Raw genomic sequence first — 18,187 nt, forward strand, 5'->3', positions numbered from 1 at the left:
ACAATTCATGGTTTAGCGAAGAAAATCCTGCAGGAAGTTGATGACCCGTTGAGGCTGCTCATGCACGATCCAGTGCGTCGCGCCCTCGACACGGTGCAACTGCATTTGCGGCACGAAATCTTCAAGACCGTCGAGCAAGGCCGGGGGCAGGGCGGTGTCGTCCATGGCCCAGATAACCAGCGTCGGCACATGCACTTCCAGCTTGTCACGCGGAATCACCACGGCGGCGGCGGCCGGGTCGTGGTGCGGCGGGCCCTGGCGGGGCGGTCGCAGCGGCGAGGCGCGGTAGTAATTGAGCGCCCCGGTCAGTCCGGCGCGCCAGATGTCGCGGTATTGCGCCTTGACGGCGTCAGTCAGCCAGGCGTGCGGTCCGTCAGCTGCGCCCATGGCGGTAAAAAAAGCCCACAACCGGCGAAAGTCGTCCTCGGCCAGCAGCGTTTCGGCATCTGGACGGATCAAAAAATTCATGTAGGCGCTGGCGGCCTGCTGCGCTGGCGAATGCTGCAACTCGCGCAAAAAAGTGCCGGGGTGCGGCGAATTGATGATGGCGAGCTTTTCCATGCAGCCCGGCGCGCTGGCCGCCAGGTTCCAGGCGACGGCGCCGCCCCAGTCGTGTGCGACGAGGCAGGCCAATGGGCCGCCTTCGTGCTCGATCAGCGCGGCAATGTCCTGCACCAGGTGCCGGGGCCGGTAGTCGGCCACATCGGCCGGTGCGCTGGACGGCCCGTAGCCGCGCAGGTTGGGGGCGATGCAACGAAAGCCGCCATGCTCGGGCCGCGCGAAATGTTCCAGCAGGCCATCCCAGACAAAAGCGGCTTCCGGAAACCCGTGCAGAAACATCAGCACCGGCCGGCCCTGGGTGCCTGTGCAGCGACAGGAGAGGGTGATGCCGTGGGCTAACAGGTAGTCGTTGGTTTCAATCATGATGCTACTTTATTAATAGCTGCTTGCGCTTGCAGGGCGTGCGCTACAGCCGTTATTTGCTTGAAACTTCGCTTCTCGGGCCTGTTGGACGGGCATGGTCCTGTCAGGCATCAGGCCGGATCAGCCGCCGGCGGTATTGGTTCTTCAGCGCTTGACTCCGGTTCGCCTTGCGACTCCGGCGCGGGTTTGGGCGCCTTGACCGGCTTTTCCTTGGGGTGCGCCCAGTCCCACAAATGCTGGGCGACTTCTTCGACGCCTTGGCGCTTCAGCGACGAGAACAGCTTCACGTCGCCGCCGCCCGCCTGCAACTTGACGATCTGCAGCGCCTTGGCGGCATCGGTCTTGTTGAGCTTGTCGGACTTGGTCAGCAGCACCAGGAATTTCAGACCGTCCTCGACACGCGGCCGGATCACGTCGAGCAGCACTTCGTCGAGTTCCGTCAGGCCCAGGCGCGGGTCGCACAGCAGCACGATGGCCTGGAGGTTGTCGCGCGTCTGCAGGTAATTGCCCATCACCTGTTGCCAGCGGTACTTGGCTTCTTTGGGAACAGCGGCATAGCCGTAGCCCGGCAGGTCGGCCAGCACCGCATCGGTTACGCCCTGCTTGCCCAGCGAAAACAGGTTGATGCTTTGCGTGCGCCCCGGCGTTTTCGAAGCAAACGCCAGCCGGTGCTGCTGTGTCAGGGTGTTGATGCAGGTCGATTTCCCGGCGTTGGAGCGGCCGACAAAGGCGATCTCGGGAACTTCGATGCGCGGCAGGTGCTTGAGTTCGGGCGCGGTGGTGAGGAATTTGGCGGTGTGCAGCCAGCCCATGGCGATCTTGGGATTGGGCTTGGCGTCGGCTGCAAGAGGCAAGGAAGCGGAAGAAGTCATGATGGGGCGATCCCTGGAAGTCGGTGGCTGCGCTGCCATTGCAAGGCAGGCCGGAAAAAATAAAAGTGCGCAACGGCAGGCGCTCGCCCACAAGGCAGGCGAATAGCCGTTTGCCAAATCCCGATAATAGGGCTTGGCGTCCAAGCCATTGTAAAATCCGGCCTTACCCAAGTTCTGTGCGCCAACCAATTAAAAGTCCCGATATGAAGCTGTTCGCTACTTCCCTACTGGCCGCCCTGCTGGCCTTGCCCGCCATGTCTTCATTTGCAGCAGGCGAAGCCGCACCGGTAGCCGCTGCAGCGGCGCCAGTCATGGCCGCCAAGCCTGACCTGGTCAAGGGGGAAGCCACTTTCACCGCCGTTTGCGCTGCCTGCCATGGTGCCGACGGCAATTCCGGAACGCCGGGGTACCCCAAGCTCGCGCAGCAGCATCCCGAATACCTGGTCAAGCAGTTGCAGGAATACAAGTCAGGCAAACGTAAAAATGCCATCATGCAGGGTTTTGCCGCCACCTTGTCGGACGCCGACATGAAGAACGTTGCTTACTGGGCCACCAGCAAAAAAGCCAAGCCCGGTTTTGCCAAGGAAAAAGAACTGGTCACCATGGGTGAGCGTATCTACCGCGGCGGCATTGCCGATCGTCAGGTTCCCGCTTGCGCTGGATGCCACAGCCCGACGGGCGCCGGCATTCCTGCACAATATCCGCGCCTGAGCGGCCAGCATTCCGAGTACACCGCCGCGCAGCTGACCTATTTCCGTGACGGTGTTCGCACCAACAGCCTGCAGATGACCCAGGTGGCGGCCAAGCTCAATGACAAGGAAATCCGGGCAGTTTCCGACTACATCGCCGGCTTGCGCTGAGTCCTGAAACTGCGGCTTTGCCGTGGTCCGGGGCCCGTTTTTGTTTTTGCCGGTTTCCTCCAGAAATCCTTGACTGGCATTGAACCGAAGCCGCATTTGTCAGTCATATCAAGGCGGGTCTTTCTGAGGAAAGTCCGCCTTTTTGTTTTTTTACAGTTCATTTCCACGCCACACACCAAGCCTTTGAGCTTTCAATTTCACGTATGACAGTTTCCACCGAAGGCATGAAGGTCAACTGGGGCTCGCGCACCCTGCGCGCGGCGGTGGAGCTGCTGTCGTCGATGCGCTTCTCGATTTCGCTGCTGACCGTGATCTGCATTGCCTCGGTGATCGGAACGGTGCTCAAGCAGCAAGAGCCGCTTGGCAACTATGTCAACCAGTTCGGTCCGTTCTGGGCGCAAGTGTTCAGCCTGGCGAGCCTGAACACGGTCTACAGCGCCTGGTGGTTCCTGCTGATCCTGGCTTTTTTGGTGGTGTCCACGTCTTTGTGCATCGCGCGCAACACGCCCAAGATTTTGAGCGACTTCAACCAGCTCAAGGAAGACGTGCGGGAGCAAAGCCTCAAGGCCTTTGGCCACCGCGCGCATGCGGGCCTGGCCGAGTCGCCCGAAGTCGCTGCGCGGCGCATCGGCCAGACCCTCGTTGAAAGCGGCTGGAAGGTCAAGCTCCAGCAGCGAAGCGCGGGCTGGATGGTTGCCGCCAAAAAGGGCTCGGTCAACAAGCTGGGCTACATCGCCGCACACAGCGCCATCGTGTTGATCTGCATTGGCGGCCTGCTTGACGGCGACATGATCGTGCGGGCGCAAATGCTGCTCAACGGCAAGACCACCTTTACCGGCGGCGGGCTGATTGCCGATGTGCCGGCCGAGCACCGGCTGAGCGAGCGCAACCCGACCTTTCGCGCCAACCTGCTGGTGGCCGAGGGCACGCAGTCGAGCACCGCGATTCTGAACCAGCCAGGCGGCATCCTGCTGCAGGAATTGCCTTTTGCCATAGAACTGAAGAAATTCAGTGTTGAGTATTACTCCACCGGCATGCCCAAGTTGTTTGCCAGCGACATCGTCATCCACGACAAGGCGACAGGCGAGAAGATTCCGCAGCGGGTCGAGGTCAACCACCCGGCCAATTACAAAGGCGTGGAGATTTACCAGTCCAGCTTCGACGACGGCGGCTCCAGTGTCACGCTGAGCGCGATTCCGATGTCCGCCGCCACCCGGCCTTTTGAAATCCAGGGAACCATCGGCGGCAGCAGCGCGCTGACCAACGGCCAAGGCGCTGGCGCCGAGCAGCTCACGCTGGAATACACCGCGCTGCGCGTCATCAATGTCGAGAATTTCGCTGGTGTTTCGGGCAGCGCGGCAAGCCCGGGCGCCGACGTGCGCAAGGTGGACCTGCACAAGGCGATTGAAACGCGGCTCGGTGCGGCCAACAAGACCGTCACGCAAAAGCAATTGCGCAATGTTGGCCCCAGTGTGAGTTACAAGTTGCGCGATGCCGCTGGTCAGGCGCGTGAGTTCCAGAACTACATGCTGCCGGTCAAGATGGACGACAACCCCGACACCCCGCCCATGTTCCTGATGGGCGTTCGTGAAAACACGATGGACGCCTTCCAGTACCTGCGCATCCCGGCCGATCCAGAAAGCAGCACGGCAACTTTTGTGCGACTGCGTGACGCACTGGCCGATCCTGCGCAGCGCGACCTGGCAGTCAGGCGCTATACCCGTCTGGCCGTCGGCACGGACCGGCCAGAACTTGCGCAGCAACTGAACGAGTCGGCGTCGCGTGCGCTGGCGCTGTTTGCCGGTGCGAAGGCCGCTGCGGTGGCGCCTGCAAGCACGCCTGCGGGCAGGGCTGTTCCGGTTGCCGGACTGCAGGCAATTTCCGATTTCATGGAGGCCAATGTGCCGCAGGCAGAGCGCGAGCGTGCCGGCGAAGTGCTGGTCCGCATCCTCAATGGCGTGCTGTTCGAGCTGACCTCGATGACACGCGAGCAGGCCAGCCTCAAGCCCTTGCCACAGGACGAGAAAACGCAGGCTTTCATGTCGCAGATGGTGCTGAGCCTGTCAGACGCGCCGCATTACCCGGCGCCGATGGCGTTTCAGTTAAAGGACTTCAAGCAGGTCCAGGCCAGCGTTTTTCAGGTGGCGCGGGCGCCAGGCAAGACCATTGTCTACTTGGGCTGCGCCTTTTTGATCCTGGGTATCTTTGCCATGCTGTACATCCGCGAGCGCCGGATATGGGTCTGGCTGGCACCAATTGCGTCTGTCCATGCACCCGGCAATGCCGATTCCGCAGGCGGTACCCAGGCCGGGCATTCGGTGTCAGAATCTGCCCAAAGCAGCCAGGCCACCATGGCTTTGTCTACCAACCGTAAAACCATGGATGGCGACAAGGAATTCGAGATGTTGAAAACGAAACTGTTGCAGGCACCCCAATGAACACCACGACGCGCATCAACACCACGACCACCCTTTCGGCTGGCGGCGACAGCACGCTAAGCCTGAACGAAGGCTATTTCGCCAAGCGCAATGCGCTGGACTGGGTGTTTGCCGTGCTGGTGGCGGGCGGCTTCCTGTATGCCTTTGCCCGCTACAGCGCCTACATGGATATTTATGAGAAAGGTATCTTGTTCGGTGCCATTCCCGCCACCATTGCGATGGGCTGGTTCTGGCGACCGCTGCGCGTACTGATGATGGTTGTCGCCGGTTTTGCGCTGCTGGGCATCACGTCCTACCAGGGCGATCTGGCGCAGGCCGAACAGGTGTTCTGGCTCAAGTATTTCCTGTCCAGTCAGTCGGCCATCCTGTGGATGAGTGTGCTGTTCTTCATGAGCACGATTTTTTACTGGATTGGCATGTTTGCCAGCAATACGCCGAACAGCGTTGGCTCAAGCAACAGTGCCACGCTGGAGTCGCTGGGTTCGAAAATCGCCTGGGTGGGCGTGGGCATGGCGCTGATCGGCACACTGGTCCGCTGGTATGAAAGCTATCTGATTGGCGCTGACATCGGCCATATTCCGGTCAGCAACCTGTATGAAGTATTCGTGCTGTTCTGCTGGATGACCGCCGCCTTTTACCTGTACTTTGAAGCCGAGTACAAGACCCGCGCATTGGGGGCCTTTGTCATGCTGGTGGTCAGCGCCGCCGTCGGCTTTTTGCTCTGGTACACCGTGGTTCGTGAGGCGCACGAAATCCAGCCGCTGGTGCCGGCGCTGAAAAGCTGGTGGATGAAACTGCACGTGCCCGCCAACTTTATCGGCTACGGCATGTTTGCGCTGGCGGCCATGGTGGCGCTGTCCTACCACGTCAAGCAACAGGCGCAGGAAACCCGCTGGTACAAGCTGACCCCTTTGTGGATGCTGGGCGTGGTGCTGTGCTTTGTGCCCATCGTGTTTCGCAAGTCGCCGCTCGAAGCCGGCGGCAGCAACTATTGGGTTGTCTACCTGCTGGTGGCCGGTTTGATCACGGGTGGCATCCTGCTGAGCCGCAAGCATATCGCCGCCCGCCTGCCGAGCCTGGAAGTGCTGGACGACGTGATGTACAAGGCGATTGCCGTCGGTTTTGCATTTTTCACCATTGCCACGGTGTTGGGCGCCCTGTGGGCGGCTGAAGCCTGGGGCGGCTACTGGAGCTGGGACCCGAAGGAAACCTGGGCATTGATTGTCTGGCTCAACTACGCAGCCTGGCTGCACATGCGGCTCATGAAGGGCCTGCGTGGCACGGTGGCCGCCTGGTGGGCGCTCGGCGGCCTGGCCATCACCACTTTTGCCTTCCTGGGTGTGAACATGTTCCTGTCAGGCTTGCACAGTTACGGAACCTTGTAGTCTCAAGGTGAGTCTTTGGTATTGAATCCTTTGCGGGATTTGCTGCGTACTACAGGCAACCATTGCAGGATCGAAAGGAACTCTCATGCTTATCAAGACAAATTCAAGCGGACACAACCATCCGGTGACCAGTGAAATCACACCGCAAGGCATCTACCAGGGCCGGCGCGACCTGATCAAGCTTATGGCCAGCGGAACGGCAGGCGCTGCGCTGGCTGGCTGGGCCGGGCGCGATGCGCTGGCTCAGGGCTTCCCCAAGCCGGACAAGCTGGCGGCGCTGGTCGGCGCAAAGTCTTCAGTTGCCGGTGCCGTGACGATGGAAAAAGTCACGGAGTACAAGGACGTGACAACCTACAACAACTTCTACGAGTTCGGCACTGACAAGGCTGATCCGGCAAGAAACGCCGGAACCTTGCCAGTGAAACCCTGGTCAGTGGCAGTCGAAGGCCTGGTCAAGAATCCGAAAAGTTTCACGCTTGAAGAGTTGCTCAAGCTCAGCCCGCAGGAAGAGCGGATTTACCGCCTGCGCTGTGTCGAGGGCTGGTCGATGGTCATTCCGTGGGTGGGCTATTCACTGTCCGAGTTGATCAAAAAGGTCGAGCCTCTGGGCAGCGCCAAGTATGTTGAATTCATCACGCTGGCCGACCCCAAGACCATGCCATTTGTCGGCTCGCGCGTGCTTGAATGGCCTTACGTCGAAGCCTTGCGCATGGACGAGGCAATGAATCCGCTGGCGCTTCTCACCTTTGGCATGTACGGCGAGGTGCTTCCCAACCAGAATGGCGCACCCGTGCGCATGGTCGTGCCCTGGAAATACGGTTTCAAGAGCGGCAAGAGCATTGTCAAAATCCGCTTCACCGACAAGGAGCCGCGCACTGCCTGGAACAAGGCGGCGGCACAGGAATACGGCTTTTACTCGAACGTCAATCCACTCGTTGACCACCCGCGCTGGAGCCAATCCACCGAGCGGCGCATTGGCGAGGACGGGTTGTTCGCCCGCAAGCGCAAGACGCTGATGTTTAACGGCTATGAAGCGCAAGTCGGACAGCTTTACGCCGGCATGGACCTCAAGAAGTACTTCTGATGGCTGCCGTGATGGCGCAGCGGCAAAAATGGTTGCTGCACCCCGCGGCCAAGCCGCTGGTCTTCATGCTGTGCCTGCTGCCGTTTGCATGGCTTTTCTACCAGGCCTTTGCTGACCAGCTGGGGGCGAATCCGGCGGAAGCGCTGATCCGTGCCACGGGCGACTGGACCTTGCGGTTTGTCTGCATCGTGCTGACGGTCACCCCTTTGCGGGTCATCAGCAAAACGCCGGCGCTGGCGCGGTTTCGGCGCATGCTGGGGCTTTTTTGCTATTTTTATGTCGTGATTCACTTGCTCAGCTATAGCTGGTTTGACAAAGGGTTCGATGTAGGCGAAATTGTTAAAGACATCATCCAGCGACCGTTCATTCTGGTGGGTTTTTCGGCTTTTGTGCTTCTTACCCCGCTGGCAGCCACTTCTTTCAATGCCGCCATCAAGGCGATGGGTGCGAAGCGCTGGCAGATGCTGCACAAGTTGGTGTACCTGATTGCCGGCTTGGGTATCCTGCATTTTTTCTGGATGCGCGCCGGAAAAAATAACTTCAATGAAGTCTTTGTCTATGCTGCCATTGTTGCCACACTATTGGGCTGGCGCGTGTGGCACCACTGGTCCAAGAAACGGGCGCAGGTTTCAAGTCAGCCAGTCGTGGCTACTCGCTGACTTTTATGCTATCAAATAAGTAGCTGTATGCGCATATGGGATAGGCGCCAGGGGCATTTTTTGCCTAAAATTCAGCTTGCGACAGCGCTGTGATTCCAGGCAAGACACTTTGGCGCTCTACTCAGGGCAGCAGCAGTTCACCGCGAAAGGTGTCGGCCGCCGATTCGCGCGCACGAATCAGCCGGGCCACATCGCCATCCACCAGCAGTTCTGCCGCGCGGCCCCGGGTGTTGTAGTTGCTGGACATGCTCATGCAGTAGGCCCCGGCCGACATGACGGCCAACTGGTCGCCGGCCACCACGTTCAGCACGCGGTCGCGTCCAATCCAGTCGCCGCTTTCGCAGACTGGCCCCACCACGTCATAAACAGTCCCCTCCACCTCCGGGATGACCGGCTCGACAGGCACGATGGCGTGGAAAGCCTGGTACATGGCCGGGCGCGGCAGGTCGTTCATGGCCGCGTCGATGATGCAGAAATTCTTCTGTTCGCCTGGCTTGAGGTAAAGCACTTCGGTAATGCAGATGCCCGCATTGCCAACCAGCGAACGGCCAGGTTCGATCATCAGTTTCCTTCCCCCATAACCACGCGCGTCGAGCTTGGCCAGCAGTTGCCGCCAGAGCGCATCGGCTTCGGGCGGCGTGTCGTGGTTGTAGTCGATGCCCAGTCCGCCGCCAAAGTCGATATGCGTCAGCGCAATGCCTGCGTCCTCAATCGCCGCCACCAGATCCAGAACGCGGTCCATGGCGTCAAGGTAGGGCGTCACCTCGGTGATCTGCGAGCCGATGTGGCAGTCAATACCGACGACTTTCAGTCCGCCGAGCGAAGCGGCATGACGGTAGATGCGCACGGCGTCTTCATGGGCCACGCCGAACTTGTTGCCCTTCAAGCCGGTGGAAATATACGGATGCGTCTTCGGATCGACATTCGGATTGACACGGATGCTGACGGGCGCGCGCAGTCCCATGGCCAATGCCACGTCCGACAGCACGTCGAGTTCGGCTTCGCTTTCGACATTGAAGCAGCCAATGCCTGCGCCAAGTGCCTGGCGCATCTCGGCGCGCGTCTTGCCAACACCTGAAAAAATGATTTTCCCCTCGTCGCCGCCTGCTGCCTGAACTCGCTCCAGTTCGCCGCCTGAGACAATGTCGAAGCCGCAACCTGCCCGGGCAAACACCTGCAGCACGGCAAGCGAGGAATTGGCCTTCATCGCGTAGCAGATCTGTGCATCCCGGCCTTCAAAGCCGCGCTGGTAGGCCGCCAGCGCCGACAGCATGGCGGCTTTTGAATAGATGAACAGAGGCGTTCCGTACGTGGCTGCCAACTCACTGACGCGCAAAGCTTCGGCAAACAGCGCGTTGTCCTGGTAGGCAAAATGGGGGTGACCGGGAAGGGCGGGAGAAACGGGAAGTGGCATGGGGTGGGTTCTGTTGAAGCAAAGGGCAAAAATGGGATCAATGACACGCTGGCGGATGGCGCTGCAGTAAGGCGGCGTGACCCGCTGCCATGCCAATCAGCGCATGAAAAAATAAATCACCGCCACGCTCGCAATGCCTATCGTGCTGCTGATGCCGGAGCTGTTGCTGGCGCGGCAAGTGATGAAAGGCTGGGCGACATCGCCAGTGGAGGTGCCTGTGGGGGAACCGGCAAAAACAGGGGGCCTTTCTGCCCGCAGCCGGACAGGGTTGCGGCGACCGCCACGATGCCAACAAAACCATGCCTGGCAACGACATGGGCAAGGCGGCCTAGAATTCGATATGAAAAAACCATGACAGGATTGTAATGACGGACCTTGAATACCAGAACCAGGCGGAGCGCGTGCTCAAGGCGGTCGAGCAGACTTGCGACCGCTTGAATGACGAGAGCGATGTGGACATCGACAACCAGCGCACAGGTGGAATGATCACGCTGATTTTTTCCAATCAGAGCCAGATCATCATCAACCTCCAAAAACCGCTGCAGGAAGTCTGGATGGCGGCCAGGGCCGGCGGATTTCACTATAAATGCACCAATGGGCAATGGCTCGATACCAAGGACGGACGGGAGTTTTTCGCCAATCTGTCGCGTTACGCCAGCGAACAGACTGGCCAGACACTGGTATTTTCCGCTGCTGATTGACCATTCTTCAGCTCAAAAAAACGGACCTGAGGTCCGTTTTTTCTTAAAAGCACACGAAAATCTCAGTTCTTGAAAAGGTCCAGAATTCGTTTTTTCTCTTCGGACGGGGGCAGTACCTGAATGCCGCCGGCTGGCGCAGACCCTGTTTCTTCGCTGGAAGCACCGGATTCTGGCTGCATGCCCACGCTGCTGATGCCCGCGCCCTTTGCATATTCTTCGTAATACCACTCGCCATTTAGGTTGACCACGCCTGCAGGCGCCTGGTATTCGGTGACCGGCACGCCCTTGAGGGCATATTCCATGAAGTTGATCCAAATGGGCAAGCTCAGGCCACCGCCTGTTTCACGGTCTCCGAGCTTTTTGGGCGTGTCGTAACCCATCCAGACTGCAGCAGCCAGCGTCGGTTGAAAACCGACAAACCAGGTGTCGATCGAGTCGTTGGTGGTGCCGGTCTTGCCGAAAATATCCGGACGCTTGAGCATCGCCTGGGCCTTGGCTGCAGTGCCTGAACGCGCCACTTCCTGCAGCAGGCTGTCCATGATGAACGCGTTCCTGGCATCAATGCCGCGCATTGACTCGTTGAGCGCTGGCGGCGTGACTTCAAGCAGGACCTTGCCCCGCTGGTCGACGATTTTGGTGATCAGGTAAGGATTGACGCGGTAACCGCCGTTGGCAAAAACCGAGTAACCCGTTGCCATCTGCATCGGTGTGACCGAGCCGGCACCCAGCGCCATCGTCAGATAAGCCGGGTGTTTTTCTGCGTCGAAACCAAAGTGCGTCACCCATTCCTGTCCATACTTCGCACCGATCGATTGCAGGATGCGGATCGACACCAGGTTTTTTGATTTTTTAAGGGCTGTGCGCATGCTCATCGGGCCTTCAAAACCGCCGTCGTAGTTTTTCGGCTCCCATGGCTGTCCACCGGTCACGCCAGCATCGAAAAACAGGGGTGCGTCGTTCACGACGGTGGCAGGGGTAAAACCTTTTTCCAGTGCTGCCGAATAAATAAAAGGCTTGAAGCTCGAACCGGGCTGACGCCAGGCCTGGGTCACGTGGTTGAACTTGTTTTTCTGGAAATCAAAGCCCCCAACCAGTGCACGAACCGCACCATCGCGTGGGTCCATGGCCACGAAGGCACCTTCGACTTCGGGCAATTGTGTGATTTCCCACGCATCCTTAGATGTCTTGACCACCCGGATCAGCGCGCCAGGGCGAATCTTGATGTTCGGACCGGCCTTGTCCGTCAGGCCTGATTGTGCAGGTCGAAGGCCTTCTCCGGTAATGGTCACTTTTTCACTGTTCTGGCGCATCGCAATGATTCGCTTGGGACCGGCTTCCAGCACGATAGCCGACATGATGTCTCCGTTATCGGGATTCTCGGCCAGGGCTTCGTCAATGGCATCCTCAACTTCCGGCGGGTTGGATGGCAGGTCGATGAATTTTTCGGGACCCCGGTAGATTTGCCGGCGTTCATAGTCCATGATGCCCTTGCGCAAGGCCTTGTAGGCGACCGTCTGGTCGGCTGCCTTGAGCGTGGTGTAGACATTCAGACCGCGCGTATAGGTTTCTTCTCCATACTGGTTGAACACGAGTTGGCGAACGGTCTCGGCCACATATTCCGCATGCACACGTCCCTCGTCGCGTCCGGTCTTGATGTGAAGTGCTTCTTCCCTGGCTGTTTTCGCCTGTTGGGGATTGATGAACCCGTTTTGCTCCATACGCTCAATGACGTAAAGCTGACGCGTCCGGGCCCGGCTGAAGTTGGCAATCGGGTTGTAGGTTGATGGCGCTTTGGGCAGTCCAGCCAGCATGGCGGCTTCGGCAATGCTGACGTCCTTAAGTGATTTGCCAAAATAAGTTTCAGCCGCAGCGGCAAAGCCGTAAGAGCGGTTTCCCAGAAAAATCTGGTTCATGTAGATCTCGAGGATCTGGTTTTTCGACAGTGAATGCTCCAGCTTGAAGGTCAGCAGGATTTCATAAATCTTGCGCGTGTAGCTTTTCTCGGCGGTAAGGTAAACATTGCGGGCAACCTGCATCGTGATGGTTGAGGCGCCCTGGCTTTTGGCCCGGCCCAGATTGGCCAAAGCCGCACGTACCACGCCCAGATAATCCACTCCACCATGCGAGAAAAATCGTGCATCCTCGATGGCGAGGACCGCATCCTTCATGCTCTGCGGTATTTCTTCAATAGGCGTAAGCCTTCGTCGCTCTTCGCCAAACTCCCCGATGATGACGCCGTCAGCCGTGTACACCCGCAGTGGTTGCTTGGGGCGATAGTCAGACAAGGCGGAAATATCCGGCAAGTTGGGATAGGCGACTGCCAGCGCTACCGCCAGAAAAATTGCCAAGCCGGCAAGACTGGCCAGTACCAAACCAATTCCGCCGAAAAAGAACTTCGTAAAAGAGCGCAGCCAGGAAGTCGGCTGCTTTTCTGTGCTGGATGTTGTTCGGGAAGCAGGAGTTCGGGAGGATAGGGGCATCAAGGTCAATCTTAGAGTCGCATTCGCATTATAAAAATATCTGGATGTCCAAGTGTTTCGGGCAAGTATTTTTGAATGGTGGTGTTACAGTTTGTAGTAACTTCTTACATCTGCAAAATCGCTGAAATTTGTCTTAATTTGACAACGAGTTCCTGATTTTGATTCGTAAAAATGGTTACTTCTTTGTGAGCTAAATGCTAACATTCGACTGAATTTTTAACAAAGGTTACATAGTAAGTAGCCATTCATCCGGGGGCGCCCTTGATCTCACTGGGATCCTTATTTAACCGTCAACAACCCCCTTTACTGGGTGTAGACATCAGCTCGTCCAGTGTCACGCTGGTCGAGGTGGGTCGCGACAAGGCTGGCCGCCTGGTGCTTGAGCGCTGTGCTATCGAACCTCTGGATGCCGGATGGGTTACCGATGGCAACATCGAGAAATTCGATGAAGTGGCGGACGTGCTTCGCCGTGTTGTGAAAAAAAGCGGCACGCGCACACGCAACGTAGCCATGGCGCTGCCACCTTCGGCGGTAATCAGTAAAAAAATTATTCTGCCTGGAGGGCTGAGCGATGTAGAGCTCGAGATTCAGGTTGAATCCGAAGCCAACAAATACATTCCCTTTTCGCTGGATGATGTCAGTCTTGATTTTTGTGTCTTGGGGCCAAGCGCAACCTCCAGTGGCGATGTCGAGGTGCTGATTGCTGCTTCTCGCAAGGAAAAAGTCCAGGACCGACAAGGTTTGGCGGAAGCTGCCGGACTCAAACCTATTGTGGTTGATGTGGAATCCTATGCGTCCCGGCTTGCAACGGCGCGGTTGATAGAGAACATGCCAAACAGGGGCGTGGACACGATGGTAGCGCTGTTTGAAATTGGTTCGGTAACCACCAGCCTGCAGGTCATCAGAAATGATGAAGTCTTGTATGAACGTGACCAGGCGTTTGGCGGCGCACAACTGACCCAGCTGATAGTCAGGCAATATGGTTTCTCACTTGAAGAAGCAGAAACCAAAAAACGTAATGGAGAACTGCCCGAAGACTATGCCCTGGGTGTACTGAAGCCGTTTGTTGAAAGCATGACCCAGGAAATCACCCGCGCGCTCCAATTTTTCTTTGCCAGCACGCCCTACAACCGGGTTGATTATGTGATGCTGGCTGGTGGATCATCTTCATTGGGCGGGCTGACGGAATCGGTGACAAAGCAGACGGCTTTTGCATGTCAATTGGTGAATCCTTTTGATGGAATGGAAATCGGCAAAGGCGTGATGGAAAACAAAATGCGGCGCGAAGCCTCGTCCTACCTGACTGCCTGCGGTTTGGCTTTGCGAAGGTTTGCACAGTGATTCTGATCAACCTGTTGCCTCACCGGGAAGCTGCACGAAAACGCCGACGTGAAGTATTTTTTATAACTCTTGGCTTGGCTGCGCTGGCTGGGGTGTTGATCTGCAGCATCACGTATTCCTGGTACTTGACGCAAATCGAAAGCCAGCGTGCAAGAAATACTTTTTTGCAAACTGAAATCACACGTCTGGACGAGCAGATCAAGGATATTGCAACTTTGCAGGCAGAAATCAACTCGCTCAAGGCGCGTCAAAAAGCAGTTGAGGATTTGCAGGAAAACCGCAACTTACCGGTATATTTACTGAGCGAACTGGTACGGCAGCTGCCAGATGGCGTTTATGTAAACAGCCTCAAGCAAGAAAACCAGACGGTCTTGCTAACAGGTATTGCCCAATCAAACGAGCGAGTTTCAGAGCTATTGCGTAATGTTTCCAACAACAGCGCATGGTTGTCCAAGCCTGAACTGGTAGAAATTACTGCGGGAATGGTTTCGCTGAGCCCTCGTGATCAACGCCGGGTCTCAAATTTTTCGATGCGCATGGAAATCAAGCGGACCAGTGATCAAAAAAATGCCGCTTCGTCTTCACCTGCCGCCACCAAGCCTTGATGCGGGACGAATGAATTGATCATGGTAAAAAAAACGTCCACTCCTGTCTTTGATTTTTCGGCTTTCCAAAGTCGCATCCAGAACCAGTTTACCGGACTGGACCCAAACGATCCATCGTCCTGGCCCGTTTTACCGCGCTATCTTCTGTGTGTTGCCCTTACGGCCGCGATGGTGGTCGCGCTATGGTTTGTATGGCTTAGTGCAGTGAATGAAGAACTGACTGCGGAAAAGACCAAGGAAGTTCAGCTTCGTCAGGACTACACCGGCAAGCTTACACAAGCTATCAATCTGGATGCGCTGAAAAGACAGCGCGAACAGGTTCAACAGTATGTAACGCAGCTTGAAAAGCAGTTGCCCAGCAAGGCTGAAATGGACGCCTTGCTGTCGGACATTAATCAGGCCGGACTGGGTCGTAGCCTTCAGTTTGAACTGTTCCGCCCGGGGCAGGTGGTTATCAAGGACTACTACGCTGAGTTGCCAATTGCGGTCAGGGTCACGGGCCAGTACCACGACATGGGTGAATTTGCAGCCGATATTGCCAACCTCTCGCGCATTGTGACGCTGAACAATATGGCCATTACACCGGCAAAAGACGGGAACCTGGTCATGGACGCGACGGCAAAAACCTTCCGCTATCTCGACAGTGAAGAAATTGCGCAGCAGCGCAAGAATGCTCTGGCCAATGGAGCCAAGCAATGAGTGCGATACGGCAATCTCTTGCCTTGACCATGGCGTGCAGCCTGCTTTTGCTGGCAGCATGTGGTTCATCGGATCATGAAGAACTGCAGCAATGGATGAGCGCTCAACGCGACATCACCCGATCCAAGGTCTCCCCTTTGCAGCCACCGACCAAATTCACGCCGCAAACCTATGACCAGGAAGGATCGATAGAGCCTTTCAGCAACCAGAAACTGGTGCTGGCACTCAAACGCGATTCCAGCCAGGCAACATTCAATGCAGCGCTGATCACACCGGAACTGAGTCGCCGCAAGGAGCCGCTGGAGGCAACGCCTCTGGACAGCGTGGTCATGGTCGGCAGTTTGACAAAAGCCGGGCAGCCCGTGGCACTGCTACGCGTTGACAACCTGATTTATCAGGTCCGCGTCGGCAATTATCTAGGCCAAAACTATGGCCGCATTACTTCCGTGACCGAGGCCAGTGTGGTGCTGCGTGAAATCGTGCAGGACGCAGCAGGCGAATGGACAGAGCGCCCCGCGACTTTACAGCTTCTAGAGGAAAAGAAATGAACAAACAGGCAGCGGAATTGGCAGTGAGGGCGAGGGCGCAAGAGAGTCTGCCGCGTTTGTTTAGACACGGCATGCGTTGTGCATTGCTAAGTGTGATGGTAGCGGCCAGCAGCATGCCCCTTCTGGCAAAAGCAGAAAACTCTATCCAGGCGGTTTCGGGGTCGGTGCAGGGTGGCTCGGAAGTGATCCGGATCGAACTGACTGAACCACTAACCAGCGTACCCACGGGTTTCAGCATTCAGGCACCTGCCCGCATCGCCCTTGACTTTCAAGGGGTCAGCAATTCCCTGGGCCGCTCGGCGATTGAAATCAACTTGGGCAACATGCGCTCAGCCAACGTAATCCAGGCCGGCGAGCGTACCCGCGTCGTGCTTAACTTGAAAACTCCCACCGCTTACAAGGCCGAACTGCAAGGCAAGTCGTTGCTCATCATTCTGGATTCTCAAGCCATTGCTGCGCCTTCGATGGCTGCAGCACCGGTGTTTGCAGAAAGCCGTAACCGCGATACGCTGCCGCTCAAAGATATCGATTTCCGGCGCGGTCCCGATAACTCTGGCCGCATCGTGGTTGCTCTTCCGAACAACGAGGTTGGTGTTGATATTCGCCAGCAGGGCAAGACTGTCGTGGTGGAGTTCCTGAAAACTGCCTTGCCCGAAGGGCTGCGTCGCCGACTCGACGTCACAGATTTTGGAACACCAGTGCAAACCGTGACCACCTCGCAGGTGGGCGACAAGGTTCGCATGGTGGTGGAACCCACTGGCCAATGGGAGCAAAGCGCCTACCAGAGTGACAACCAGTTTGTGCTGGAAGTGCGTCCGCAAAAAATAGATCCCGACAAGCTCACGCAGGGCACGGGCTTCAATGGTGAAAAGTTATCGCTTAACTTTCAGAACATCGAAATTCGTTCTCTGCTGCAAGTGATTGCCGACTTCACTAATTTCAATGTGGTCACCTCGGACACAGTCACCGGTTCGGTCACCTTGCGTTTGAAAGACGTGCCTTGGGACCAGGCGCTGGACATCATTCTGCAGGCCAAGGGCTTGGGAATGCGCAAGACCGGCAATGTTCTGCTGATTGCCCCCAAAGATGAACTCGCTGCCAAAGACAAGCAGGAACTGGAATCTCGCGTTGCAATCCAGAGCCTGGAAGCGGTTCGCACCCAGTCTTTCCAGATCAACTATGCCAAGGCCAGTGAAATTGCCGTGCAGATTTCCGCTGGCGGCGTGGGTGCAGGCACTGCACGCATACTGTCCAGCCGGGGCAGCGTGATCGCCGAGCCAAGAACCAACCAGTTGTTCGTCACCGACATTCCTTCCAGGCTGGAGCAGGTGCAAAGCCTTATTGGCAAACTGGACATTGCCGTTCGGCAAGTACTGATCGAGGCACGAATTGTCGAGGCGTCTGACACGTTTGGGCGGTCCTTGGGTGTAAGGCTTGGCGGCGGCATGATCGGCGCAGCCGGTGCCTTGTCCAATGGCAATACCAATGTCACGCTGGGCACTAATTACAACGCGACGGCTGCCGATACCAGCGGGAATTTCGTCAGCTTTCCCGCCTCAACGCTGGGCGTTGCCAACAATGCAGCTTCGTTTGCGGTGTCGATCTTCAACGCAGCAGCCAATCGCTTCCTGAATCTGGAACTGTCAGCGCTTGAAGCCGATGGCAAGGGAAAAATCGTTTCCAGCCCCCGCGTCGTCACAGCGGATCAGGTCAAGGCGCTGATCGAGCAGGGAACCGAGTTTCCGTACCAGACTGCCACTTCCAGCGGCGCCACGTCGCTGGCATTCCGTAAAGCCAACCTGAAACTCGAAGTCACGCCGCAGATCACGCCCGAAGGCAACATCATCCTGGATCTGGACGTGAACAAGGACAGCCGCGGCGAAACCACGGCCGCCGGCATTGCCATCGATACCAAGCACATCAAGACGCAGGTGCTGGTTGAGAACGGCGGCACGGTGGTGATTGGCGGCATCTTCACGCTCGAAGAAACAAACAATGAAACCAAGGTTCCGCTGCTGGGCGATGTGCCTTACCTCGGCAACCTGTTCAAAAGCCGCGAACGCACTTCCCGAAAACAGGAAATGCTGGTGTTCATCACGCCCAAGATGATTACGGACCGCGCTGCTGCGCGATAACAAGAATTTATTTCTGAAGTAGGGAAGAGTGAAATGAAGTTT

General features: G+C 57.3%; 16 protein-coding genes. 11 read left to right on the forward strand and 5 right to left on the reverse strand.

From position 1 onward, the window contains the following. Positions 1 to 12 precede the first annotated feature (12 nt). Together IWX87_RS07930 and yihA are read right to left on the reverse strand one after the other, a co-directional pair. Positions 13 to 924, reverse strand: a complete 912-nt coding sequence (locus IWX87_RS07930) for an alpha/beta fold hydrolase (RefSeq protein WP_196862992.1) — start codon at positions 922 to 924, stop codon at positions 13 to 15. 110 nt (positions 925 to 1,034) lie between these two features. Further along, positions 1,035 to 1,796, reverse strand: a complete 762-nt coding sequence (yihA, locus tag IWX87_RS07935; RefSeq protein ID WP_196862993.1) for a ribosome biogenesis GTP-binding protein YihA/YsxC — start codon at positions 1,794 to 1,796, stop codon at positions 1,035 to 1,037. Between the two features lie 203 nt (positions 1,797 to 1,999). Between yihA and IWX87_RS07940 the strand changes: the two genes are divergently transcribed. The 5 genes from IWX87_RS07940 to IWX87_RS07960 all read left to right on the forward strand — a co-directional run bounded on the left by IWX87_RS07940 (position 2,000) and on the right by IWX87_RS07960 (position 8,222). Continuing rightward, positions 2,000 to 2,656, forward strand: coding sequence for a cytochrome c (locus tag IWX87_RS07940; protein ID WP_196862994.1), 657 nt, complete (start codon positions 2,000 to 2,002; stop codon positions 2,654 to 2,656). Between the two features lie 203 nt (positions 2,657 to 2,859). Continuing rightward, positions 2,860 to 5,094, forward strand: coding sequence for a cytochrome c biogenesis protein ResB (locus IWX87_RS07945; protein WP_196862995.1), 2,235 nt, complete (start codon positions 2,860 to 2,862; stop codon positions 5,092 to 5,094). Positions 5,095 to 5,108: 14 nt separating this feature from the next. Next, positions 5,109 to 6,479: a c-type cytochrome biogenesis protein CcsB gene (gene ccsB, locus IWX87_RS07950; RefSeq protein ID WP_370583814.1), complete on the forward strand. Its 1,371-nt coding sequence runs from the start codon at positions 5,109 to 5,111 to the stop codon at positions 6,477 to 6,479. An 85-nt stretch (positions 6,480 to 6,564) separates the two neighbouring features. Beyond that, complete coding sequence (gene msrP / locus IWX87_RS07955) at positions 6,565 to 7,563, forward strand: protein-methionine-sulfoxide reductase catalytic subunit MsrP (RefSeq protein WP_196862997.1); 999 nt, start codon at positions 6,565 to 6,567, stop codon at positions 7,561 to 7,563. Continuing rightward, entirely contained in the window at positions 7,563 to 8,222 is a 660-nt protein-coding gene (locus IWX87_RS07960) for a sulfite oxidase heme-binding subunit YedZ (RefSeq protein ID WP_196862998.1), read from the forward strand. Before msrP ends, IWX87_RS07960 begins: the two co-directional genes overlap by 1 nt. 121 nt (positions 8,223 to 8,343) lie before the next feature. Here the strand turns inward: IWX87_RS07960 and lysA are convergent, their stop codons facing one another. Both lysA and IWX87_RS07970 read right to left on the reverse strand, forming a co-directional pair. Next, a complete protein-coding gene (gene lysA / locus IWX87_RS07965; protein ID WP_196862999.1) occupies positions 8,344 to 9,636 on the reverse strand; it encodes a diaminopimelate decarboxylase in 1,293 nt (430 codons plus the stop codon). A 137-nt stretch (positions 9,637 to 9,773) separates the two neighbouring features. Continuing rightward, complete coding sequence (locus tag IWX87_RS07970) at positions 9,774 to 9,989, reverse strand: lipoprotein (RefSeq protein ID WP_196863000.1); 216 nt, start codon at positions 9,987 to 9,989, stop codon at positions 9,774 to 9,776. A gap of 12 nt (positions 9,990 to 10,001) precedes the next feature. On the opposite strand from IWX87_RS07970, the gene cyaY reads away from it, so the two are divergent. Next, on the forward strand, positions 10,002 to 10,337 hold the full coding sequence (cyaY, locus tag IWX87_RS07975) for an iron donor protein CyaY (protein ID WP_196863001.1): 336 nt from the start codon (positions 10,002 to 10,004) through the stop codon (positions 10,335 to 10,337). A 62-nt stretch (positions 10,338 to 10,399) separates the two neighbouring features. Here cyaY and IWX87_RS07980 read toward each other — a convergent pair whose 3' ends face one another. Continuing rightward, positions 10,400 to 12,817, reverse strand: a complete 2,418-nt coding sequence (locus tag IWX87_RS07980; protein ID WP_196863002.1) for a penicillin-binding protein 1A — start codon at positions 12,815 to 12,817, stop codon at positions 10,400 to 10,402. Positions 12,818 to 13,078: 261 nt separating this feature from the next. Between IWX87_RS07980 and IWX87_RS07985 the strand changes: the two genes are divergently transcribed. The 5 genes from IWX87_RS07985 to pilQ all read left to right on the forward strand — a co-directional run bounded on the left by IWX87_RS07985 (position 13,079) and on the right by pilQ (position 18,145). Then, entirely contained in the window at positions 13,079 to 14,158 is a 1,080-nt protein-coding gene (locus tag IWX87_RS07985; protein ID WP_196863003.1) for a pilus assembly protein PilM, read from the forward strand. Then, positions 14,155 to 14,763: a PilN domain-containing protein gene (locus tag IWX87_RS07990; RefSeq protein WP_196863004.1), complete on the forward strand. Its 609-nt coding sequence runs from the start codon at positions 14,155 to 14,157 to the stop codon at positions 14,761 to 14,763. The genes IWX87_RS07985 and IWX87_RS07990 overlap by 4 nt, the downstream gene beginning before the upstream one ends. Positions 14,764 to 14,784: 21 nt before the next feature. Continuing rightward, the gene (locus IWX87_RS07995; RefSeq protein ID WP_196863005.1) at positions 14,785 to 15,462 is read left to right on the forward strand and encodes a type 4a pilus biogenesis protein PilO; all 678 of its coding nucleotides are present in this window, start codon (positions 14,785 to 14,787) and stop codon (positions 15,460 to 15,462) included. Further along, entirely contained in the window at positions 15,459 to 16,010 is a 552-nt protein-coding gene (locus tag IWX87_RS08000) for a pilus assembly protein PilP (protein ID WP_196863006.1), read from the forward strand. The genes IWX87_RS07995 and IWX87_RS08000 overlap by 4 nt, the downstream gene beginning before the upstream one ends. Before the next feature lie 113 nt (positions 16,011 to 16,123). Then, positions 16,124 to 18,145, forward strand: coding sequence for a type IV pilus secretin PilQ (gene pilQ, locus IWX87_RS08005; protein WP_231374677.1), 2,022 nt, complete (start codon positions 16,124 to 16,126; stop codon positions 18,143 to 18,145). Positions 18,146 to 18,187: the final 42 nt, after the last annotated feature.

This window comes from Polaromonas sp. CG_9.7 (assembly GCF_015752205.1).
GTDB lineage: Bacteria > Pseudomonadota > Gammaproteobacteria > Burkholderiales > Burkholderiaceae_C > Polaromonas.

Excerpts from the sequence above, each read along its gene's own strand:
- IWX87_RS07960 (WP_196862998.1), top strand. The coding sequence starts at position 7,563 with ATGGCTGCCGTGATGGCGCAGCGGCAAAAATGGTTGCTGCACCCCGCG.
- IWX87_RS07945 (WP_196862995.1), top strand. The coding sequence starts at position 2,860 with ATGACAGTTTCCACCGAAGGCATGAAGGTCAACTGGGGCTCGCGCACC.
- IWX87_RS07970 (WP_196863000.1), bottom strand. The coding sequence starts at position 9,989 with ATGGTTTTTTCATATCGAATTCTAGGCCGCCTTGCCCATGTCGTTGCC.
- lysA (WP_196862999.1), bottom strand. The coding sequence starts at position 9,636 with ATGCCACTTCCCGTTTCTCCCGCCCTTCCCGGTCACCCCCATTTTGCC.
- IWX87_RS07930 (WP_196862992.1), bottom strand. The coding sequence starts at position 924 with ATGATTGAAACCAACGACTACCTGTTAGCCCACGGCATCACCCTCTCC.
- cyaY (WP_196863001.1), top strand. The coding sequence starts at position 10,002 with ATGACGGACCTTGAATACCAGAACCAGGCGGAGCGCGTGCTCAAGGCG.
- IWX87_RS07995 (WP_196863005.1), top strand. The coding sequence starts at position 14,785 with ATGGTAAAAAAAACGTCCACTCCTGTCTTTGATTTTTCGGCTTTCCAA.
- IWX87_RS07980 (WP_196863002.1), bottom strand. The coding sequence starts at position 12,817 with ATGCCCCTATCCTCCCGAACTCCTGCTTCCCGAACAACATCCAGCACA.
- msrP (WP_196862997.1), top strand. The coding sequence starts at position 6,565 with ATGCTTATCAAGACAAATTCAAGCGGACACAACCATCCGGTGACCAGT.
- yihA (WP_196862993.1), bottom strand. The coding sequence starts at position 1,796 with ATGACTTCTTCCGCTTCCTTGCCTCTTGCAGCCGACGCCAAGCCCAAT.
- IWX87_RS08000 (WP_196863006.1), top strand. The coding sequence starts at position 15,459 with ATGAGTGCGATACGGCAATCTCTTGCCTTGACCATGGCGTGCAGCCTG.
- pilQ (WP_231374677.1), top strand. The coding sequence starts at position 16,124 with ATGCCCCTTCTGGCAAAAGCAGAAAACTCTATCCAGGCGGTTTCGGGG.
- IWX87_RS07940 (WP_196862994.1), top strand. The coding sequence starts at position 2,000 with ATGAAGCTGTTCGCTACTTCCCTACTGGCCGCCCTGCTGGCCTTGCCC.